This is a genomic window from Stenotrophomonas sp. 169, from assembly GCF_014621775.1.
Taxonomy (GTDB): domain Bacteria; phylum Pseudomonadota; class Gammaproteobacteria; order Xanthomonadales; family Xanthomonadaceae; genus Stenotrophomonas.
This window is the reverse complement of the sequence record NZ_CP061204.1, coordinates 3439483-3456336: the sequence shown is the minus strand read 5'-3', so window position 1 is coordinate 3456336 and position 16854 is coordinate 3439483. Positions and strand designations below refer to the sequence as shown.

The 16854-nt window shown below is 64.1% G+C and carries 14 protein-coding genes; 9 read left to right on the top strand and 5 right to left on the bottom strand.

Features of this window, described 5'->3' with window-relative positions:
- Positions 1-72: 72 nt before the first annotated feature.
- Both prmC and pip read left to right on the top strand, forming a co-directional pair.
- Positions 73-924, top strand: a complete 852-nt coding sequence (gene prmC / locus ICJ04_RS15185) for a peptide chain release factor N(5)-glutamine methyltransferase (RefSeq protein WP_188325008.1) — start codon at positions 73-75, stop codon at positions 922-924.
- Positions 925-973: 49 nt separating this feature from the next.
- A complete protein-coding gene (gene pip, locus ICJ04_RS15180; RefSeq protein WP_188325007.1) occupies positions 974-1915 on the top strand; it encodes a prolyl aminopeptidase in 942 nt (313 codons plus the stop codon).
- 102 nt (positions 1916-2017) lie between these two features.
- Here pip and ICJ04_RS15175 read toward each other — a convergent pair whose 3' ends face one another.
- Positions 2018-2902: a LysR family transcriptional regulator gene (locus ICJ04_RS15175; protein WP_188325006.1), complete on the bottom strand. Its 885-nt coding sequence runs from the start codon at positions 2900-2902 to the stop codon at positions 2018-2020.
- A 108-nt stretch (positions 2903-3010) separates the two neighbouring features.
- Here ICJ04_RS15175 and ICJ04_RS15170 point away from each other — a divergent pair, with 108 nt between their 5' ends.
- Entirely contained in the window at positions 3011-4402 is a 1392-nt protein-coding gene (locus ICJ04_RS15170; RefSeq protein WP_188325005.1) for an MFS transporter, read from the top strand.
- Positions 4403-4496: 94 nt separating this feature from the next.
- Here the strand turns inward: ICJ04_RS15170 and ICJ04_RS15165 are convergent, their stop codons facing one another.
- Genes ICJ04_RS15165 through ICJ04_RS15150 form a run of 4 tightly spaced genes read right to left on the bottom strand, consistent with a single transcriptional unit; the run spans position 4497 to position 7405 of the window.
- Complete coding sequence (locus ICJ04_RS15165; protein WP_188325004.1) at positions 4497-5288, bottom strand: N-formylglutamate amidohydrolase; 792 nt, start codon at positions 5286-5288, stop codon at positions 4497-4499.
- Positions 5281-5835: an NUDIX hydrolase gene (locus ICJ04_RS15160; RefSeq protein WP_188325003.1), complete on the bottom strand. Its 555-nt coding sequence runs from the start codon at positions 5833-5835 to the stop codon at positions 5281-5283. Before ICJ04_RS15160 ends, ICJ04_RS15165 begins: the two co-directional genes overlap by 8 nt.
- On the bottom strand, positions 5832-6797 hold the full coding sequence (locus ICJ04_RS15155; RefSeq protein ID WP_188327363.1) for a 5'-3' exonuclease H3TH domain-containing protein: 966 nt from the start codon (positions 6795-6797) through the stop codon (positions 5832-5834). The genes ICJ04_RS15160 and ICJ04_RS15155 overlap by 4 nt, the downstream gene beginning before the upstream one ends.
- A 26-nt stretch (positions 6798-6823) precedes the next feature.
- Entirely contained in the window at positions 6824-7405 is a 582-nt protein-coding gene (locus ICJ04_RS15150) for a nitroreductase (RefSeq protein WP_188325002.1), read from the bottom strand.
- Between the two features lie 518 nt (positions 7406-7923).
- Between ICJ04_RS15150 and ICJ04_RS15145 the strand changes: the two genes are divergently transcribed.
- The 6 genes from ICJ04_RS15145 to ICJ04_RS15120 all read left to right on the top strand — a co-directional run bounded on the left by ICJ04_RS15145 (position 7924) and on the right by ICJ04_RS15120 (position 16833).
- On the top strand, positions 7924-10206 hold the full coding sequence (locus ICJ04_RS15145) for a DUF1631 domain-containing protein (RefSeq protein ID WP_223203081.1): 2283 nt from the start codon (positions 7924-7926) through the stop codon (positions 10204-10206).
- Between the two features lie 187 nt (positions 10207-10393).
- Complete coding sequence (locus tag ICJ04_RS15140) at positions 10394-12286, top strand: DUF6531 domain-containing protein (protein ID WP_188325001.1); 1893 nt, start codon at positions 10394-10396, stop codon at positions 12284-12286.
- On the top strand, positions 12232-15093 hold the full coding sequence (locus ICJ04_RS15135) for an RHS repeat-associated core domain-containing protein (protein ID WP_188325000.1): 2862 nt from the start codon (positions 12232-12234) through the stop codon (positions 15091-15093). Before ICJ04_RS15140 ends, ICJ04_RS15135 begins: the two co-directional genes overlap by 55 nt.
- Positions 15090-15407, top strand: a complete 318-nt coding sequence (locus ICJ04_RS15130; protein WP_188324999.1) for a hypothetical protein — start codon at positions 15090-15092, stop codon at positions 15405-15407. Before ICJ04_RS15135 ends, ICJ04_RS15130 begins: the two co-directional genes overlap by 4 nt.
- A 260-nt stretch (positions 15408-15667) precedes the next feature.
- Complete coding sequence (locus tag ICJ04_RS15125; protein WP_188324998.1) at positions 15668-15967, top strand: hypothetical protein; 300 nt, start codon at positions 15668-15670, stop codon at positions 15965-15967.
- Positions 15968-16398: 431 nt separating this feature from the next.
- On the top strand, positions 16399-16833 hold the full coding sequence (locus ICJ04_RS15120) for a hypothetical protein (protein WP_188324997.1): 435 nt from the start codon (positions 16399-16401) through the stop codon (positions 16831-16833).
- The last annotated feature ends 21 nt before the right edge of the window (positions 16834-16854 follow it).

Genomic DNA, 16854 nt, shown 5'->3' with positions numbered 1-16854 from the left:
GGGGTGGCGCTGGGTGAGCTGATTGCGTCGCAGACGCTGGGCTAAGCTGCGCGCCCCTGCAGGTTGAGTCCGATGAGCGCGTCTTCCCCGGTTTCAGTACGTGATGTCCTTGCCGATGCCACCGCTCGGCTGTCCGGTCCGGATGCCCGGCACGAGGCGGAGCTGTTGCTGCTGCATACGCTGCAGTGCGCCCGCTCCTGGCTGTTCGCGCACGCAGCCGATGCGTTGGGTGATGCTGACCGCGCGCGGTTCAGCGCGCTGGTGGCGCGCCGCGCGGAGGGTGAGCCGGTGGCGTACCTGACCGGACGCCGTGGCTTCTGGACCCTGGATCTGGACGTTGACGGGGCGACCCTCATCCCGCGTCCGGAAACCGAGCTGCTGGTCGAGCTGGCACTGGCGCGTTTGCCGTTGGACAGGCCACTGGAGGTGGCCGATCTGGGAACGGGAAGTGGCGCCATCGCCCTGGCCGTGGCCAGCGAGCGGCCGAACGCACGGGTGCTGGCGACCGACTTCAGTGAGGCGGCGTTGGCGGTGGCCGCCCGTAATGCCCAACGCCATGCGTTGACCACGGTGCGCTTTGCCCACGGATCCTGGCTGGTACCGCTGCAGGGCCAGCGCTTCGATCTGATCGCCAGCAACCCGCCTTACATCCGCAGCGACGATCCCCACCTGCAGCAGGGTGATCTGCGCTTCGAACCCGCCACCGCGCTGGCCTCCGGTGAAGATGGCCTGGCTGACATCCGGCTCCTTGTCGCCGGTGCCATGCAGCACCTGCACGCAGGTGGCTGGCTGCTGCTGGAACACGGCTGGGACCAGGGCGCGGCCATCCGCTTGCTGCTTCAGCAGGCAGGGTGGGACGCGGTGGAGACCGTACAGGACCTGGAGCAGCGCGACCGGGTCACGCTGGGTCGACGACCGGCCTAGAATGGAGGCTCTCCTGCCGCGCGCAGGGCACCACCATGGAGTTGCACACATGCGTACGCTGTACCCCGACATCGCCCCGTACGACCAGGGCACGCTGAAGGTCGATGACCGCCACACGCTGTATTTCGAACAGTGCGGCAACCCTGACGGCAAGCCGGTGGTACTGCTGCATGGCGGCCCCGGTGGCGGCTGCAGCGACAAGATGCGCCGTTTCCACGATCCGGCGAAGTACCGCATCATCCTGTTCGACCAGCGCGGCTCGGGCCGGTCCACGCCGCACGCCGATCTGGTGGACAACACCACTTGGGACCTGGTCGCGGACATCGAAAAACTGCGCGAGCACCTGTCCGTCGAGAAGTGGCAGGTGTTCGGCGGCAGCTGGGGTTCCACCCTGGCGCTGGCCTATGCTCAGACCCATCCGGACAAGGTAAGCGAGCTGGTGCTGCGCGGCATCTTCATGCTGCGTCGGTGGGAGCTGGAATGGTTCTATCAGGAAGGCGCGAACCGGCTGTTCCCGGATGCATGGGAGCACTACCTCAAGCCCATCCCCGCCGTTGAACGGCATGACCTGATCTCGGCGTTCCACCGCCGCCTGACCAGTGACGACGAAGCCACCCGGTTGGCGGCGGCCAAGGCGTGGAGCGTGTGGGAGGGTGCGACCAGCTTCCTCCACGTGGACGACGACTTCGTCAACAGCCACGAAGATCCGCAGTTCGCGCTGGCCTTCGCGCGCATCGAAAACCACTACTTCGTCAACGGTGGCTTCTTCGAGGTGGAAGACCAGTTGCTGCGCGATGCGCATCGCATTGCCGACATCCCGGGCGTGATCGTGCATGGCCGCTATGACGTGGTGTGCCCGCTGGCCAATGCCTGGGACCTGACCAAGGTGTGGCCGAAAGCCAAGCTGGACATCACCCCGGCATCGGGGCACTCGGCGTTCGAAGCCGAGAACGTGGACGCGCTGGTGCGGGCAACGGATTCGTTCGCCTGAGCCAGCCGCGGCAGTGACGGCCGCTGGCCGTCAACGGATGCGGGTGAACCTGCATCCGGTTGGGTGACGGCACCTGGTCGTCACCCACCGGCCATTCCCGTGTCACCACTCTCCGGCCAACAACGCATCAGCCAGCACCTTCAGCTTCGGTGACGCCTGCCGCGACGGCGGGTAGACCAGCGACAGCGCACGACTGCGTCCTTCAAAGGGTTGCAGCACGCGCTGCAGCGTGCCGGCCGCCAAGGCATCGGCCACCGCGAAATCCATCACCTGCACGATACCCACACCGGCCACTGCCGCTTCCACCAGCGGGTCGCCGCTGTCGAACACCATCCGCGCCGGGGCGGTGAATTCGCGCAGCCGGCCGTCTTCGCGGAATTGCCAGTCGACCAGCCGTCCGCTGCGCAGGTTGCGCACGGCCAGGCACACGTGGTCATGCAGCGCATCAACGGTGGCGGGTGCGCCGTGCCGGGCCAGGTAACCGGGCGCGGCCACCGTGACCCAGTGCAGTGGACGCAGGGGGCGAGCGACCATGCGCACATCGCTGATCGGCCCGGTGCGCAGTGCGGCATCGAAGCCCTCGTCCACCAGATCGACCAGCCGATCGTTGAGCACCAGCTCGAACTGCAGCAGCGGATGCTCGGCCATCAGCCTGCCCGCCAGTGGCACCAGCACCTTGCGACCGAACATCGACGGCGCGGTGAGCTTGAGGATGCCGGAGGGCGTGCAGGGGCGGTCCCCCAAACGCCGCTCAGCGTCTTCCAGACCGGACAACAACGGCGTGCAATGGTCGACGAACTGACGGCCATCCGGTGTCAGGCTGACATTGCGCGTGTTGCGGTTGAGCAGGCGCACGCCAAGCTCCGTTTCCAGCCGCCCGATCGCACGCGACAGCCCGGACTGACTGATGCCCAGCTGACCCGCCGCCACGGTGAAGCTGCGGGCGTCGGCGACCTGCACCAGCATGCGCACGGCGTTGAGATCCATCGCTGACCTTTGATTGATGCCTGTATGCATTACAGAAATCGAAGTATCGGGGTTTCTTTGTCGAGCGTCATCAATGAGACTGCGCACCTCCCCGCAGTCCCCATCGGCATGAACCCACGTATCCCGCTGTTTCCGCCCCGTCTCGCGCTGACCCTGCTGGCCATGGCCCAGCTGATCATCGCGCTGGATGCCACGATCATCTTCGTCGCGTTGCATGAGATGGGCATCCAGCTGGACATCAATGCGCAGCAGTTGCAGTGGATCGTCAGTGCCTACACCGTGGCGTTTGGCGGCTGCCTGTTGCTGGGAGGGCGGGCGGCGGATCTGCTGGGGCGTCGCCGCCTGTATCGCATCGGCATGGCGCTGTTCGCACTGGCCTCACTGGTCGGTGGGCTGAGCAGCAGCGCAGGCATGTTGATCGCGGCCCGCGCGGTGCAGGGCATCGGTGCGGCCCTGCTGTTCCCGGCCACGCTCTCACTGATCAACACGATCTACGCCGAGGGCGCGGCGCGCAACCGGGCGCTGGCGATCTGGAGCATGGCCAGCGCGGCGGGGCTCGCGCTGGGCACGTTGCTCGGAGGCGTGCTGACGCAGTTCTTTGGCTGGTCATCGGTGCTGCTGGTGATCGTGCCCGTCGCCGCGGCGTGCGCCGGGTTGGCGGGACGCTGGTTGCCGCAGGATGCGGCGGTGCCCTCGGGTCGCTCCTTCGACCTGGCCGGCTGCGCGACGGTGACCTTGGGCGGCAGCCTGCTGGTGACCACGCTGGTGCAGGGGCCCGAGTGGGGCTGGACGGCGCCGCTGACGCTTGCGTGCCTGCTGCTGTCGGTCGCCCTGCTGTGGGTCTTCGTGCAGATTGAAAAGCGCAGCCGCGATCCGTTGATGCAGTTCGCGCTGCTGCGGCTGCGCAGCCTGCGTGCGGCCATGCTGCTCACGATGTTGTTCATGAGCAGCTTCGGCGTGCAGTACTACTTCCTTGCGTTGTACTTCCAGGATGGCTACGGCTGGTCACCGCTGCAGGCCGGGTTGGCGTTCCTGCTGCCCACGCTGGTATGCACCTACGGCATCAGCGTGGCCGAACGCATGCTCAGCCGACGCTCACCGCGGCAGGTGCTCGCGCTTGGCATGGGCGCTGGCGCGCTCGGCATCGCCGGCGTGGCGCTGGCCTTGCCGCATGGCCAGACCTACTGGGCACTGCTGCCGGGCATCGTCGTGCTCAGCCTGGGCCAAGGCATGACCTGGACGGCGATGTGGATTGTCGCGGGGCAGGGTGTGCCGGCGGCGCAGCAGGGCGTTGCCTCGGGCATGGCGGCCACGGCCCAGCAGATCGGGGGGGCGCTGGGGCTGGCGGTGCTGGTGATGGCGGCCAACGCCGGGCGCACCGCTGGTGCCGCCGGTTCAAGTGTGGAGGCGCTGCAGGGCTTGATCACTGCGCAGTACGGTGCAGCGCTGTTCGCGCTGCTGGGCGTGGCGGTGGCGTTGTGGCTGCGTCCGTCGCGATGACGGGATGATGGACGTGGGCCGTCATGGGACCCGCGGCTGACGGCCACCGGCCGTCACTACCAAGGCCCGTGGCCGTCGTTGCCGAGGCATTGGATCAGCCGAGCAGTACCGGCTGCAGCGCGGTGAAAATGCGCGCCAGCCTGTCCGCCCATGCCCGCTGGCCGGCGGTATCGGCGATCAGGTCCTGGCGGATTTCCAGTTCCACGTGCAGCAGGCCCCGGCCTTCGCCATGCACAGGCACGGCGTAGTCGCTGGTGCTGCTCACTGCGTACGGCTGGTTGTCACCGACCACCAGGTCGTCCTCGTCGCGCAGCGCGTGCAACAGCGCATCGGCCATGCGCGTATCGCGGTGGTACAGCACGCCGGCATGCCACGGCCGCTCCACGCCGTTCATCCTGGGGGTGAAGCTGTGCATCATCACCAGCAGGGTCGGGCGCGATGCGGCGCGCCGCGCGTCCAGCTCGTCGTCGATGCGCGCATGGTATGGCGTGTGGATGGCATCGATGCGTTGTTGCCGCTCGGCGGCGTACAGGGCCGCATTGCCCGGAACCACCGTGTGATCGCTGGTTTCAGGCATCAGCGTGGGGGACGTCAGCGGGCGGTTGCAGTCGATCACCAGCCGCGAATACGTCTGTTCGATGGCCCAGGCATCCAGCCGTTCGGACAGCGCACGGGTGGTGCCGGCGATGCCGATGTCCCAGCCGATGTGCCGGTCCAGCTCGGCCTGCGGCAGGCCCAGTGCACGCAATGCATGCGGCACGCACTGGCCGGCGTGGTCGGCCAGCAGCACGTACGGCGATGTGCCCTGCGGGCGGTGGATGGCGAACACCGGCGGGTCGTCCGCGCCCAGCAGGGACGGCGCGTGGCGCAGATCGGCATCAGCCACGCGGGGTGCCATCCAGATGATGGTCGATCATCCACAGGCCCGCCCACAGCTTGGCATCCAGCTCGTAGCCTTCGCCGATCTTCTGCACCAGCCAGGCAGCGGCGTTGGCGCGTGGGATCTCATGCACGGTGATGTCCTCGCTGTCATCGCCGCCGCCGACACCCACCCGGCTCAGGCCGGTAGCGCGTACGAAGGCGATCTTCTCGCTGCTCGCGCCGGACGACGTCGGCCCGATCATCAGCACCTCGGCATGCTCGGCCGTCCAGCCGGTTTCTTCTTCCAGCTCGCGCACGGCGGACAGTTCAATGGACTCACCTGCGTCGATGTCACCGACCAGGCCGGCCGGCATTTCGATCGTCCTGGCTTGCAGGGGCACGCGGAACTGCTCGACGAACAGCACCGTGTCCTGCGGGGTGACCGCGATGATGATCGCAGCCAGACCACCGGCGTGGGTACGCTCGCTGTATTCCCAGGTGCCGCGCACGACCATGCGCTGGTACTTGCCTTCGAAGACGACGCGAGGGGCTTCGGTGGTGCGCTGGCTCATGCGAACTCGCTCGATGTGGGGTAAGGGGCTGGCGCGCTGGTGTCCCCGAGGCCGGCCACGGCGAACAGCCGCCGGCGGGTCAAGGGGCCGAAGCGCAGCGTGCTGCACAGGCCGTCAAGCAGCTGTGGATCCACCTCGTCGCGCAACAGGCCGCTGACCGTGCCGTCCAGTGGTGCATCCAGTGCGATGGTGGTCAGCTGCCGCCACAGCAGGGCGTGCTCGCGCTGCTCGCGCAGTCGCACCGCCATCTGGGCCGCGCCACGCAGACGCAGGAACGGCACTTCGTCCAGTCGCTCGTACAAGGCGTCCAGGCTGCCGAAGTGGGCCAGCAGCACGGCAGCGGACTTGCTGCCCACGCCGGTGATGCCGGGAATGTTGTCGACCGCATCACCGCACAGCGCAAGGTAATCGGCGACCTGGTGCGCATGCACGCCCAGTCGGCCTTTGACGCCGTGCATGTCCCAGCGGACGTTGCGGGCGAAATCCCATTGCTCGTCCTGCTCCAGCAACAGCTGCGACAGGTCTTTGTCTGCGGAGATGATCAACCCGTGGTGGGTGCTGCGATGGGCGTGCAGGGCGCTGCCGATCAGGTCGTCGGCTTCGTAATCATGGTGCGCCATCACCGGCAGGCCGAGGGCCGCGCACAGGGCCTTGCAGTGGACGAACTGCCGGCGCAGGGCTTCCGGGGCCGGATCGCGGTTGGCCTTGTAGGCGGGATACAGCCGGTTGCGGTAGCCGTTGTCCAGCGCTTCGTCGAAGGCGATGGCGATGTGCTTGGGGCGCTGCCGCTCCAGCAGGTCCAGCAGGAAGCGTGCAAAACCGTGCACGGCGTTGGTGGGCCAGCCCTGCGCATCCTGGAACTCGTCCGGCATCGAATGCCAGGCGCGGAAGACGTAGATGCTGGCATCCACCAGATACAACGGCGCGCGCGGTCGCTGAGCCGTTGGCGTGCTCGACGGCAGCGGGTCATCGACCCGCTCGACAGCGCTCACGCCGTGCCCGTCCACTGCTGCAGCAGGGCCTGCGGATCGGGCCGGTCGCGTTCGGGGATCTCGGTTTTCGGGGTGCCGATATGGATGAAACCGGCGATCCCTTCTTCCTCGGTCAGTCCGAGATGGGCGTGCACGGCTGCGTCGAAGGCCATCCAGCCGGTCAACCACTGGGCGCCGAAGCCCAGTGCCTGTGCGGCCTGCAGCAGGGCGAAGCAGACACAGCCGACCGTCATCAGCTGCTCCTCGGCGGGCACCTTTGCATCCGGGCGGATACGGCTGACGACGGTGATGACCAGCGGGGCATGGTTGAACCGTTGGCGGTCCTTCTCCAGCTGCGCGGACGACACCTGCGGGTCACGTTGCTGCGCACGTCCTACAAGGAATTCGCCCAGCGCCGCGCGTGCGTCGCCGTCGATCTGCAGGAAGCGGAAGGGCACGCGCTTGCCGTGGTCGGGCACACGGACGGCCGATTCGAGCATGCGCAGCACGGTGGCGGCGTCCGGGCCAGGCTCGCCCAGCTGGCGCGAAGGCACCGAACGGCGTGCATCGAGGGCGGTCAGGGCAGCAGGATCGGACATGCGGGGGCCAGTCAGTAAAGCGGAACCCTGAGTATAGCGACGTCACCTGGCGGGGCCGGGAAGGCAGTCAGCTACGGGCAAGGGTGGGGGGCGCCACCCCCCGTGTGAACGGAGCCCGGAACCTGCGCCCCCAGTGCCTCGCGGCTTAATCATTCATCACAGGTCGCCGGGTATAGTGGCCCGCGTCAGCCGGCCCGTGCCGGCCTCCCCTTCCCAGTGACAGAATGTGATGTCCATCAGGCTCCATTTTCCCCGTGCCTGCGCCATGGCGCTCGCGCTGCAGCCCCTGCACCGCTTACGATACGTATGTTGTGAGTTGCCCGGCCGTGGGGTTTGGAAGTGAGGACTGATTCACTGTCTGCGGCGGGGCGGACGACGTACCATCGAGCAGTTGACGCCGGGGAGGCGTCAGCTGTCATGTCATCGCCGCAGCATCCAGTTTCGCCGAAGGTGGGGAGCCTTCACGCATGGTGACGCCCAGTCCGATGGGAACGCCGGGACGCGACGTGACCCAGCTCATGCTGGTGCGCGAAGCGACCCTGCCCGCGCTATCGCTTGCATTCACGACCGTGCTCGCACGGTTCGACGACGTGCTGTTCGACCGTGCCGCAACGGCCGGCTCCTCGCAGCTGTTGTTCCTGGATGGCATGCGCGAGCTGCGCCGACGGCGCGACGATATCGGCAATGGCTTCATCGCCCATCTGGAGCGCAGCTGGGATGCCTTTGCTGCCGGTACACCGTTGTCGGCCGAGGTGACCTTGTCCGGGCAAGGCGACGAAGTGCTGAGCCTGGTGGGTGAGCATGAACTGGAATCGCGCCTGGCGGCGCGGCAGTTCGCCACCATCCTGTTGCGCGATTTCAAATCCGTGCTGGGCCGCCTTGATCGGCGGCTGGGTTTCATCGGCGGCGGTCTGGAGCTGGATGCGGATACCAATCCGATCAGCCCCGAACATCTGGGCGTGGCGGTGCACGAGGCGTTCGCCGACTGCGAGCTGGCTCCGGAAGTCCGCCTGGTCCTGATCAAGTTGTGCGAGCGCGATCTGCACGGCCCGGTGGGCAAGATCTACGAAAAGGTGGACGACCATCTGGTCAAGGCGGGGGTGATGCCGAACATGGCAACGCCACGCCGGCAGCCACCGCCGCCACCGCGCCCGCAGCAGGCCGCTGCCGCGCAAGGCATGCTGGATGACTTGGTGGAACACCGCCAGGCACCGGGCGCGGACGCCTATGAAGGGCAGGATGATGGCCAGGCCGCACCGGCGTGGGCGCAACGGTTCACGGACCGCTGGGCGCAGCAGCGCGGTTCGCTGCAGGGCATGCCGGGTGACGGTGAAAGTGGACCCTCGGGGCAGGGCGGCGAACAAGGCATGCTGCTGGATGCGTTGCATGAGTTGCTGCGCCAGACCCGCCACGTACGCGAGGACGCCACGTCCGCCGCACAGGTCGCGGTGGGACAGCAGCGTCCGTTGAGCCAGCGCGAAATGATGTCGGTGCTCTCGCTGCTGCAGGCCACGCCCAGCGCCACCTTGCGTGCAGCCATCGGCGAAGACGGCGAGTCACTGGCGCAACGGTTGAAGAGCGAAGTGCTGTCCAACGCGACCCAGCTGGGCATGGACCCCAGCCAGGCCCGGTTGGACCCGCAGGACGAAGATGCGATCGATCTGGTCGGCATGCTGTTCGACGTCATGCTGGACGAACGTGAGTTGGAAGGCCGCTCGCGCGAGCTGATCGGTCGCCTGGTGGTGCCGTTCGTGAAGGTCGCGATGCTGGACAGGCGCATGTTCGTGCAGAAGACCCACCCCGCGCGCAAGCTGCTCAACTCGCTGGCCGAGGCCTGCGAAGGCAATACCGGCGAAAGCCAGGCCGAGCGCGTGTTGATGGGCAAGGTCGAAGAGATCATTGAACGACTGGTCGCCGAGTTCAACGAGAACCTGGCGATCTTCCTCACCCTGGAAGAAGAATTCCGCGACTTCCTGGCCCAGCACCGTCGGCGGATCGAGATCGCCGAGCGTCGTGCAGCGGAGACGCAGCGTGGCCAGGAGAAACTCGAACTGGCCCGTGCACGCTCCAGCGCCGAGCTGGATCGGCGCATCGCCGACGCGACGCTGCCGCAGGCGATCGCCGAGTTCCTGCGCCAGCCGTGGCAGCATCATCTGACCCTGGCGCTGCTGCGCGAGGGCGACGATGGGGCATCGGTGGCCGAAGCTCTGGCGCTGGCCGATGGGTTGCTGGATGAAGTCGCCGAGGCGCGGCGCAAGATCGTCGGCAAGCCGTGGTTGCAGGCGTGGCAGCCGGCACTGGGGCGGGTGTTCACCAGCGTCGGCGTGCACGGTGACGGCGCGGCACGCGCGATCGATGCGCTGCACGACACGCTGCAGAGCATCGCCGAGTCGCGTCCCGAGCTGGAGCGCGCGCTGCCGGATTTGCCGCAGGGCATGCTGCCGCCGCCGCCGCCCACCGACCCCACCTCTGCGGAAGTGACCGCATCGGTGGATGACGACAACTTCGACAATGCCGACGCCGATCGTTTCCGTCGCATGGAGATCGGCATCTGGCTGGACTTCATCGACAAGGACGGCAAGCTGCAGGCCGGCAAGCTGTCGTGGATCAGCCCGATCTCCCAGCGGCTGCTGTTCGTCAACCGCCGCGGCGTCCGCTTCTGCGTCGCCTCCCCGGAAGAACTGGCCGTCATGGTGCGCCTCGGCCGCCTGCGCCCGCACGTAGACAACGGCGCATTCGACAGCGCCATGCAAGGCGTGATCGACCGCCTGGATCCTCAGGCCAACCGCACCGTGCATTGAAAAAAAGGGGACGGAGGGGATTAAGTCGTAATCGGCTTGGCCGATTACGACTTAATCCCCTCCGTCCCCTTTTTCGTTCTTCGGACTGAGGTATGGTTCACGGACGTTCACGGTTTGGGTATGGCTTGATGCGAAGCAAGGCGGGTGGCTGCTCGCTGTAGGTTTACTCAATGGAGGGAGGACAAGGATGCTGGCTGCCCGATTCGCCCCGGCCTGTGTTGTGGCCATCGTGGGTTCATGCTTCTTTTGCAGCGAGGTTGCTGCGCAGGAAGTGATCAAGACGTGGCATGCGCAGATGAGCATGGGCCAGGTCAGAGCGACAGAGAGACGGGTGCAGCAGGACGTCGAGGCCATACTCGCGCCCTATGCAGGCAACGGGCCTTTCTCTTGGGAGGTTCGTAAACAGACGGTCCTTGGCGCCAAGACGGTTTACGACTATCGCGTGAAGCCGGCTCCTGTCGTTGTCTCCGACTGGATGCACTCATGGAGCGAGCGCCCGCCGCTCGACAGCGAAGAAGCGCTGCGTGCTGAAATCATCAGCGTCTTTGCCACGGACGGGTGCCCTGCGGCGAGTGCCTCGCCCGTGTCATGGGATGTTTCGGCAGGCGATGGTGCCGGCGCTGATGGCAGCAATACCCAGGAAGATGGAACGCTTGCGCTTGGGTTCTATACCAAGTCTGAAACTGGTCAGTGCAGTGCCGCCAGCAACACGCTGACCGTCGCACGACGGCGTTCGGTGAAATGTCCGAATCCCAGTGTCATGCAGTGGCGTGAGGAGCTTGAAGCCTGTGGAATGCAGACGACATGGGACAATCCGGCATATGCCGCGATGTTCAGTTACTGGAGCGGCCCGCTTACCAATGAATGCAATGTAGGCAATCCCTGCGATCCCACGACAGGTGACAAGTTCGAAACTGAGGAAGATCTTTCCCTCAGCTGGCTGACCTTCAATCGCTACTACCACTCTCAAAGCAGTACGGCCGGTGGTGCCTTCGGTCCGGGTTGGACGCACTCGCACAACATCCGGCTCGCAATGGGCGTGGATACGACCACGATGCCTGCCGGGACCGAACTGAAGGTCGGCCTGGTGGAGGCAGATGGCAGCCACATCGCCTTCGTCAAGCAAGGGACAGAGTACGAGGCCAACAATGGCAGCGGCGACCGCGTTTCACAGCAGGGCACCGACTGGACGCTCCGGCGCCGCGATGAAGTCATGGTCTTCAACGCAGCCGGCCGACTGCAATGGCGCGAGTTCGAGGACGGCACCTGGCTTCAGTACATCCATGACGCGCGCGGCCGCTTGCTGTCCATTACACATTCAACAGGGCGACAAGTAACGCTCCAGTACGCGCTGCCCGCGGACGATACGGTCATCTCGTCCCTCTCGATCAGTGGCGCCGTCGTCGTCTCCTATCTCTATGACGGCAACGGCAAGTTGGCTTCGGCAAGCTACCCGGACAGTGGTGCGCGTACCTACCATTACGAGGACAGCCGTTTCCCGCAACACCTCACAGGCATAACGGCGGAGGATGGACAGCGATTCAGCTGGTTCGGCTATGACGAAAAGGGCCGGGTCACTTGCAGCCGGCATTCGGGCGACTGCACGCAGAGCGACGTCGGTGTGGATGGTGTCAAACTGGCCTATACCGCGACGGGCACCGTCGTGACCGATGCGCTCGGTCGGCAGTCGAACTTTGGGCTGACGGCCTCAGGCACCAGCGGTCTGCCGCGCAAGGTCAATGGCATCACCGATTCCCAGGGAAGCATCAGCCGAACTTACCTGCCGGAAACCACGGATTTCCGCAGACGCGTGCAGAGCGTCACGGACCGTCGCGGCACGGCGACCAGCCACCTGTATGCAGACATCAATGATCCCGCTGCGGGTGCGGTGCAGAGCCACACGGTGACCGAAGCGGCGGGCCTGCCCGAGCAGCGCGTATCGACCACCCACGTGGCGGTCGGCAGCAATCCGTCGTACTGCAGCGCGAAGCAAACCGCGAAACCCGTATTACGCGCAATGCGAGGATGCAGCCGGTCTCGATCACCGTGCAGGACCTTGTCAGCGGGCAGACGCGTGTGACCACCCTTGCCTACTGCGAAACGGTGGGAGACGATTGCCCGGAGATTGGCCTCCTGCGCAGCGTGGATGGGCCGCGCAGCGTCGTGGCCGACACCGTCACCTACGCGTACTACACCGCAGATGATGCCGGCTGCAGCAGCGCTGGTGCGTGCACATTCCGCAAAGGCGATCTGCGCAGCACCACCAACGGTCTCGGGCACAAGGTCGACGTGCTGGCCTACGACGCGGCGGGACGCGTACTTTCCTCGCGGGACGCGAACAATGTAATCACCGACTATCGATACCATGCGCGTGGATGGCCGACGCAGGTGATCGTCCGTGGCGCAACCACGTCGGACGACCGGGTCACTTCGATCGCGTACTGGCCGACCGGCCAGGTCAAGCAGGTGAACCAGCCGGACGGCAGTGCCATCACCTACGAATACGATGCCGCGCAGCGTCTCACCGACATCGCCGACACGTCAGGAAACACACTGCACTATGTTCTGGATAACTCAGGAAATCGCCTGCAGGAGAAGGTGCTCGACGATGCAGGTACGCTTCGCCGCACGATGGCACGGGTGTACGACACGCTGGGCCAGCTGACCGCGCTCAAGGACGCGGGTAACTTCGCTACGACCTATGGCTATGACGCCAACAGCAATCCGACCCTGGTCACCGACGCCTTGCTTCGCCCCAGCACGCAGGGTTTCGATGCGCTGAATCGTCTGGCGCGTTCGCTGCAGGACGGCGCGGGTGTCGCGGCCGAGACCCTGATGCAGTACGACGCGCTGGACAACGTTACGCGCGTCACCGATCCGAAGGGACTGCATACCAACTATCAGTACAACGGCTTCGGTGACCTGCTGGTCCTTTCCAGCCCGGACACGGGGAGCGCCACAATGACCCGTGATGCCGCAGGTAACATGGCGACGCGTACCGATGCGCGTGGCGTCACTGCGACCTATGGCTACGATGCGTTGAACCGCGTTACGTCCATCGCCTATCCCGACCCCATTCAAGACGTGACGGTGCAGTACGACGTCGCACCGGCGGCATGCGCAACGACAGAGCGCTTCGCCATCGGTCGAGTTGGGCGCGTGGTTCACCCCGGTGGATCTACCCAGTATTGCCACGACCGCTTCGGTCAGGTGACCCGTAAGATCCAGACGATCAACAACGTCGCGACGACTCTGCGGTACACCTACGACAAGGCGGGACGGCTTGCCTCTGTGATCTATCCCGGTGGGGCGGTGGCCGACTACATGCGGGATGCGCAGGGCCGCGTCACCCAGGTAGGACTCAAGCGTGGAACTTTGGCTCGGCAGGTTCTGGTCAAGCAGGTCGGCCATGCGCCGTTCGGCCCGATCACTGGCTGGACCTATGGCAACGAACGTCGCCTGAACCGTCCGCATGATCAGGACTACAGGGTGACCAGTGTCAGCGATGCGTCGGCCGGTGGGCTCACGCTCGGATTTGGATATGACGCAGTGGGTGCGCTTGCCCAGCTGCGTGCCGGTGCAACCGGAAGCGTGCTCGCGAACTACGGCTACGACGGAATGGGGCGCCTGTTGCAGGCGGCGGATGCGGCGGGTATGCCGACGCATACCTATGGCTGGGACGCGACCGGCAACCGCTCGCAGGCCGGCAGCGATGCAGGAACGCTGGCGTATCACTATCCGGCTACCAGCCATCGTCTGACCGGCGTGGGCGGTCTGGCGAGGACCTATGACGCTGCGGGCAACACAACGCAGATGAATGGTCTGACCTACGCCTACAACAGCGCTGGCCGACTGGGACAGGTGAAGCAGGGAGCCACGTCGTTGGGAATGTATCGCTATAACCACCGGGGCGAGCGCGTGCTGCGGCAGGCGGCCGGTAAGACCACCACGACGCTGTATGACGAATCAGGCCAGTGGCTGGGCGAATACAGCGCAAGCGGGGTGCCACTGCAACAGGTGGTGTGGCTGGAGAACTATCCGATTGCGGTGTTCAGCGAATCCAGCGCGGGTGTGCCGGCGCTGGGCTACGTGCAGCCGGATCACCTGGGCACACCACGGGTGATCATCGACGCGACGCGTAACGTGCCTGTGTGGGAGTGGGCGCTGACGGGTGAGGCGTTCGGGGCGGATGCTGCGAATGAGGATCCGGATGGGGATGGCGTCGCGTTTGGGTTTGCGCTGCGGTTCCCGGGGCAGCAGGCGACGCCGGAGAGCGGGCTGAACTACAACTACCAGCGGGATTATGATGCGGGGGTAGGGCGGTATGTGCAGAGTGATCCGATTGGATTATTGGGCGGGCTTAGCACATACGGGTATGTTGCCGGTGGGCCTCTGCTAGCGGCGGATCCGGATGGACTGCAAATGCGCTCAATTCGCAACGTCAATCCCCCTGGGTACATGCCAGGGCGGAGCCCCGAATATACGGTTGATGGATACCCTGTCGGAGACTCCACAGGGGCGCTGCCGACCGTCACGCTCGGGGACGTCGTCAACACGACGTGGCAGCTGGGAGCAATCAATTTTCCGGCCATTCCAGTTGCTGCAACAATTTTAAATAACGTCAAGCCGCCCAGTGATGCATATGATAGGCATGGCGCGAAGGCTCCGGGTTTGCCTGGCGATGCGGAAGGCTACTGTCCGCCGAAGGGTGGGCCGAAATGGCAGCAGTCGCCCAAAGGGCGCGGTAACGGATGGCTCGACGCGGATGGTAACGTATGGGTCCCTAGTGGGCAGGGCGGTTCAGCGCACGGAGGTCCGCACTGGGACGTGCAGGGTAAAAATGGTAGAGATTACGAAAATGTTTATCCAGGAGGCAAAAGACGATGAGTGGCCAGGAGCCTTTAGAAATAGAGATGGCTGGCGTCAAGTTCTATTCGGCTCAGGATGAGCTGTATTTCTTCGCGTGGCTGAAAGGTATTGGATCGGTATCCGATGTCTTTGGTCAGGGTAGAGCTATATACGCCGTTGTTGATAGGGATGAGATTACATTTGATGACGCACTCGAATTCGTCTCACTTTTTCTTCGGTATCAAATTCCAATGCCTGAGCTCAAACGTTTAGACGTTCCTGGAATATCAAAGAGCTTCAGGGATCCAAGTGCTTTTTGGTACTCGGAGGTATTCGGGGTTGCGAGTGATTAGAATGTATGGGGTGCTGCGTTCAAAAGCCTCACCGTCGAAGGCTCAATGCGGGCGGTATGCGTCGGCGTGACAATTCTCAAATAGTTGGTAGCGTTTGCAGCAGCGAAGGGCGTATGGAGCTGCGGTTCGGGGCGCGAAGAAGGTAAATCGAACGTGTTGGTTCCAACTGGGCAGGGCGAAGCAGCTCACGGTGTTGAGCATTGAGGCATTTAGCTTAATGGTGGCGGCTATAAGAACAAGTATCCCGGCGGGAGGGAGAGATGACAGGGCCTGGCTTAGTTGTATTGGAGATTTATAGTTTGACTTACTTCTCGCCTCGCGATGAAGAAAACCTGTTCTCCTGGCTTGGCTCCGTTCCTGCCGTCGAAAAAATTAAAGGGGAAGGCGATTCAATATACTTGAGCGTGGCAACGACCCTTGGGGATAATGACCTGTCTGAGCTGATTTCAATTTTTACTCGCTACGGCATCGACATGGCGCAGCTCTCGGTTTTTGATGATGGAAGGTTTCCGTGGCTGAGGAAAAAGGGGATGTTTTGGTACGAGCCAATATTCGGATAACCATGTCTCTCCAGTGATTATGCGAGCATGCTGCTAGCTCGAGTCAGGAAGTACCCCTCCCCACCCCGGTTGGCATCGCACTATTGTGGCTGAATATCTGGGGGAGCAACTGAGGTGCACCGGAGGAATGTAGTCGATGCAACGAATCGCGATTGCGACTTTGGAGCTTCGCCATGAAGCTCGATGGTGGTCCCCAGATTTTGCTTGCCATGTTCCTACTCGACCCCGCCTGCGCGAGCAATACGTCGCGCAGCTTGCCCGCAACTGGTATCTGCTTGGTCAGTGGGGGGATGCTGCATTCGCGCACGAGGCGGGCCACCTCTTAGGCCTCGGAGACTATGGGCCCGGCATTATGGGAAGAAATCTGACTGTTCTTGTGAATGAGCAGAACAATAAAGATTTCTTGACGGCTGGAAACGAGGTGATTCGACATGGCTGCGGTTGCAACTAAGTTCTTGTTTTTCGCTGCGATGGTCTTGGTTACTGCCTGCCAGGCTGAACAGGAGGTAGCCGTTTTAAGCGAAAGATTCAACGTCTGTGCGGCACTTCCGCCGGGTGTCTCGTTTCAGCCTCAAGAGCCTGGGCCGGACTTTGATTTGGGCAACATCAAAGTGAATGATTCAGTGGCCGAAATTCAGATAGGTGGGCACCCAAGGTTCTCACATAGAGCTGTCAAGAAAGGTATAGCCGCAACGGATGGATTCAAATTACTCGGTAAGGAAAGAAGCGATGGAAAAGACAAATTTTTGTTCGCTTACGAGCGTGGTGATGAGGCGGGGCCCATATACGTAATGGTTATGGCTCCAGATTTGCATGCATTTGAGCAGGTTCTGAATGGGAACGCTCTTCTGGTGGTTTGCGGATAGTCCCGTCGGGCTCGCTACGTG

Excerpts from the sequence above, each read along its gene's own strand:
- prmC (WP_188325008.1), top strand. The coding sequence starts at position 73 with ATGAGCGCGTCTTCCCCGGTTTCAGTACGTGATGTCCTTGCCGATGCC.
- pip (WP_188325007.1), top strand. The coding sequence starts at position 974 with ATGCGTACGCTGTACCCCGACATCGCCCCGTACGACCAGGGCACGCTG.
- ICJ04_RS15175 (WP_188325006.1), bottom strand. The coding sequence starts at position 2,902 with ATGGATCTCAACGCCGTGCGCATGCTGGTGCAGGTCGCCGACGCCCGC.
- ICJ04_RS15170 (WP_188325005.1), top strand. The coding sequence starts at position 3,011 with ATGAACCCACGTATCCCGCTGTTTCCGCCCCGTCTCGCGCTGACCCTG.
- ICJ04_RS15160 (WP_188325003.1), bottom strand. The coding sequence starts at position 5,835 with ATGAGCCAGCGCACCACCGAAGCCCCTCGCGTCGTCTTCGAAGGCAAG.
- ICJ04_RS15150 (WP_188325002.1), bottom strand. The coding sequence starts at position 7,405 with ATGTCCGATCCTGCTGCCCTGACCGCCCTCGATGCACGCCGTTCGGTG.
- ICJ04_RS15145 (WP_223203081.1), top strand. The coding sequence starts at position 7,924 with ATGCTGGTGCGCGAAGCGACCCTGCCCGCGCTATCGCTTGCATTCACG.
- ICJ04_RS15140 (WP_188325001.1), top strand. The coding sequence starts at position 10,394 with ATGCTGGCTGCCCGATTCGCCCCGGCCTGTGTTGTGGCCATCGTGGGT.
- ICJ04_RS15135 (WP_188325000.1), top strand. The coding sequence starts at position 12,232 with ATGCAGCCGGTCTCGATCACCGTGCAGGACCTTGTCAGCGGGCAGACG.
- ICJ04_RS15130 (WP_188324999.1), top strand. The coding sequence starts at position 15,090 with ATGAGTGGCCAGGAGCCTTTAGAAATAGAGATGGCTGGCGTCAAGTTC.
- ICJ04_RS15125 (WP_188324998.1), top strand. The coding sequence starts at position 15,668 with ATGACAGGGCCTGGCTTAGTTGTATTGGAGATTTATAGTTTGACTTAC.
- ICJ04_RS15120 (WP_188324997.1), top strand. The coding sequence starts at position 16,399 with ATGGCTGCGGTTGCAACTAAGTTCTTGTTTTTCGCTGCGATGGTCTTG.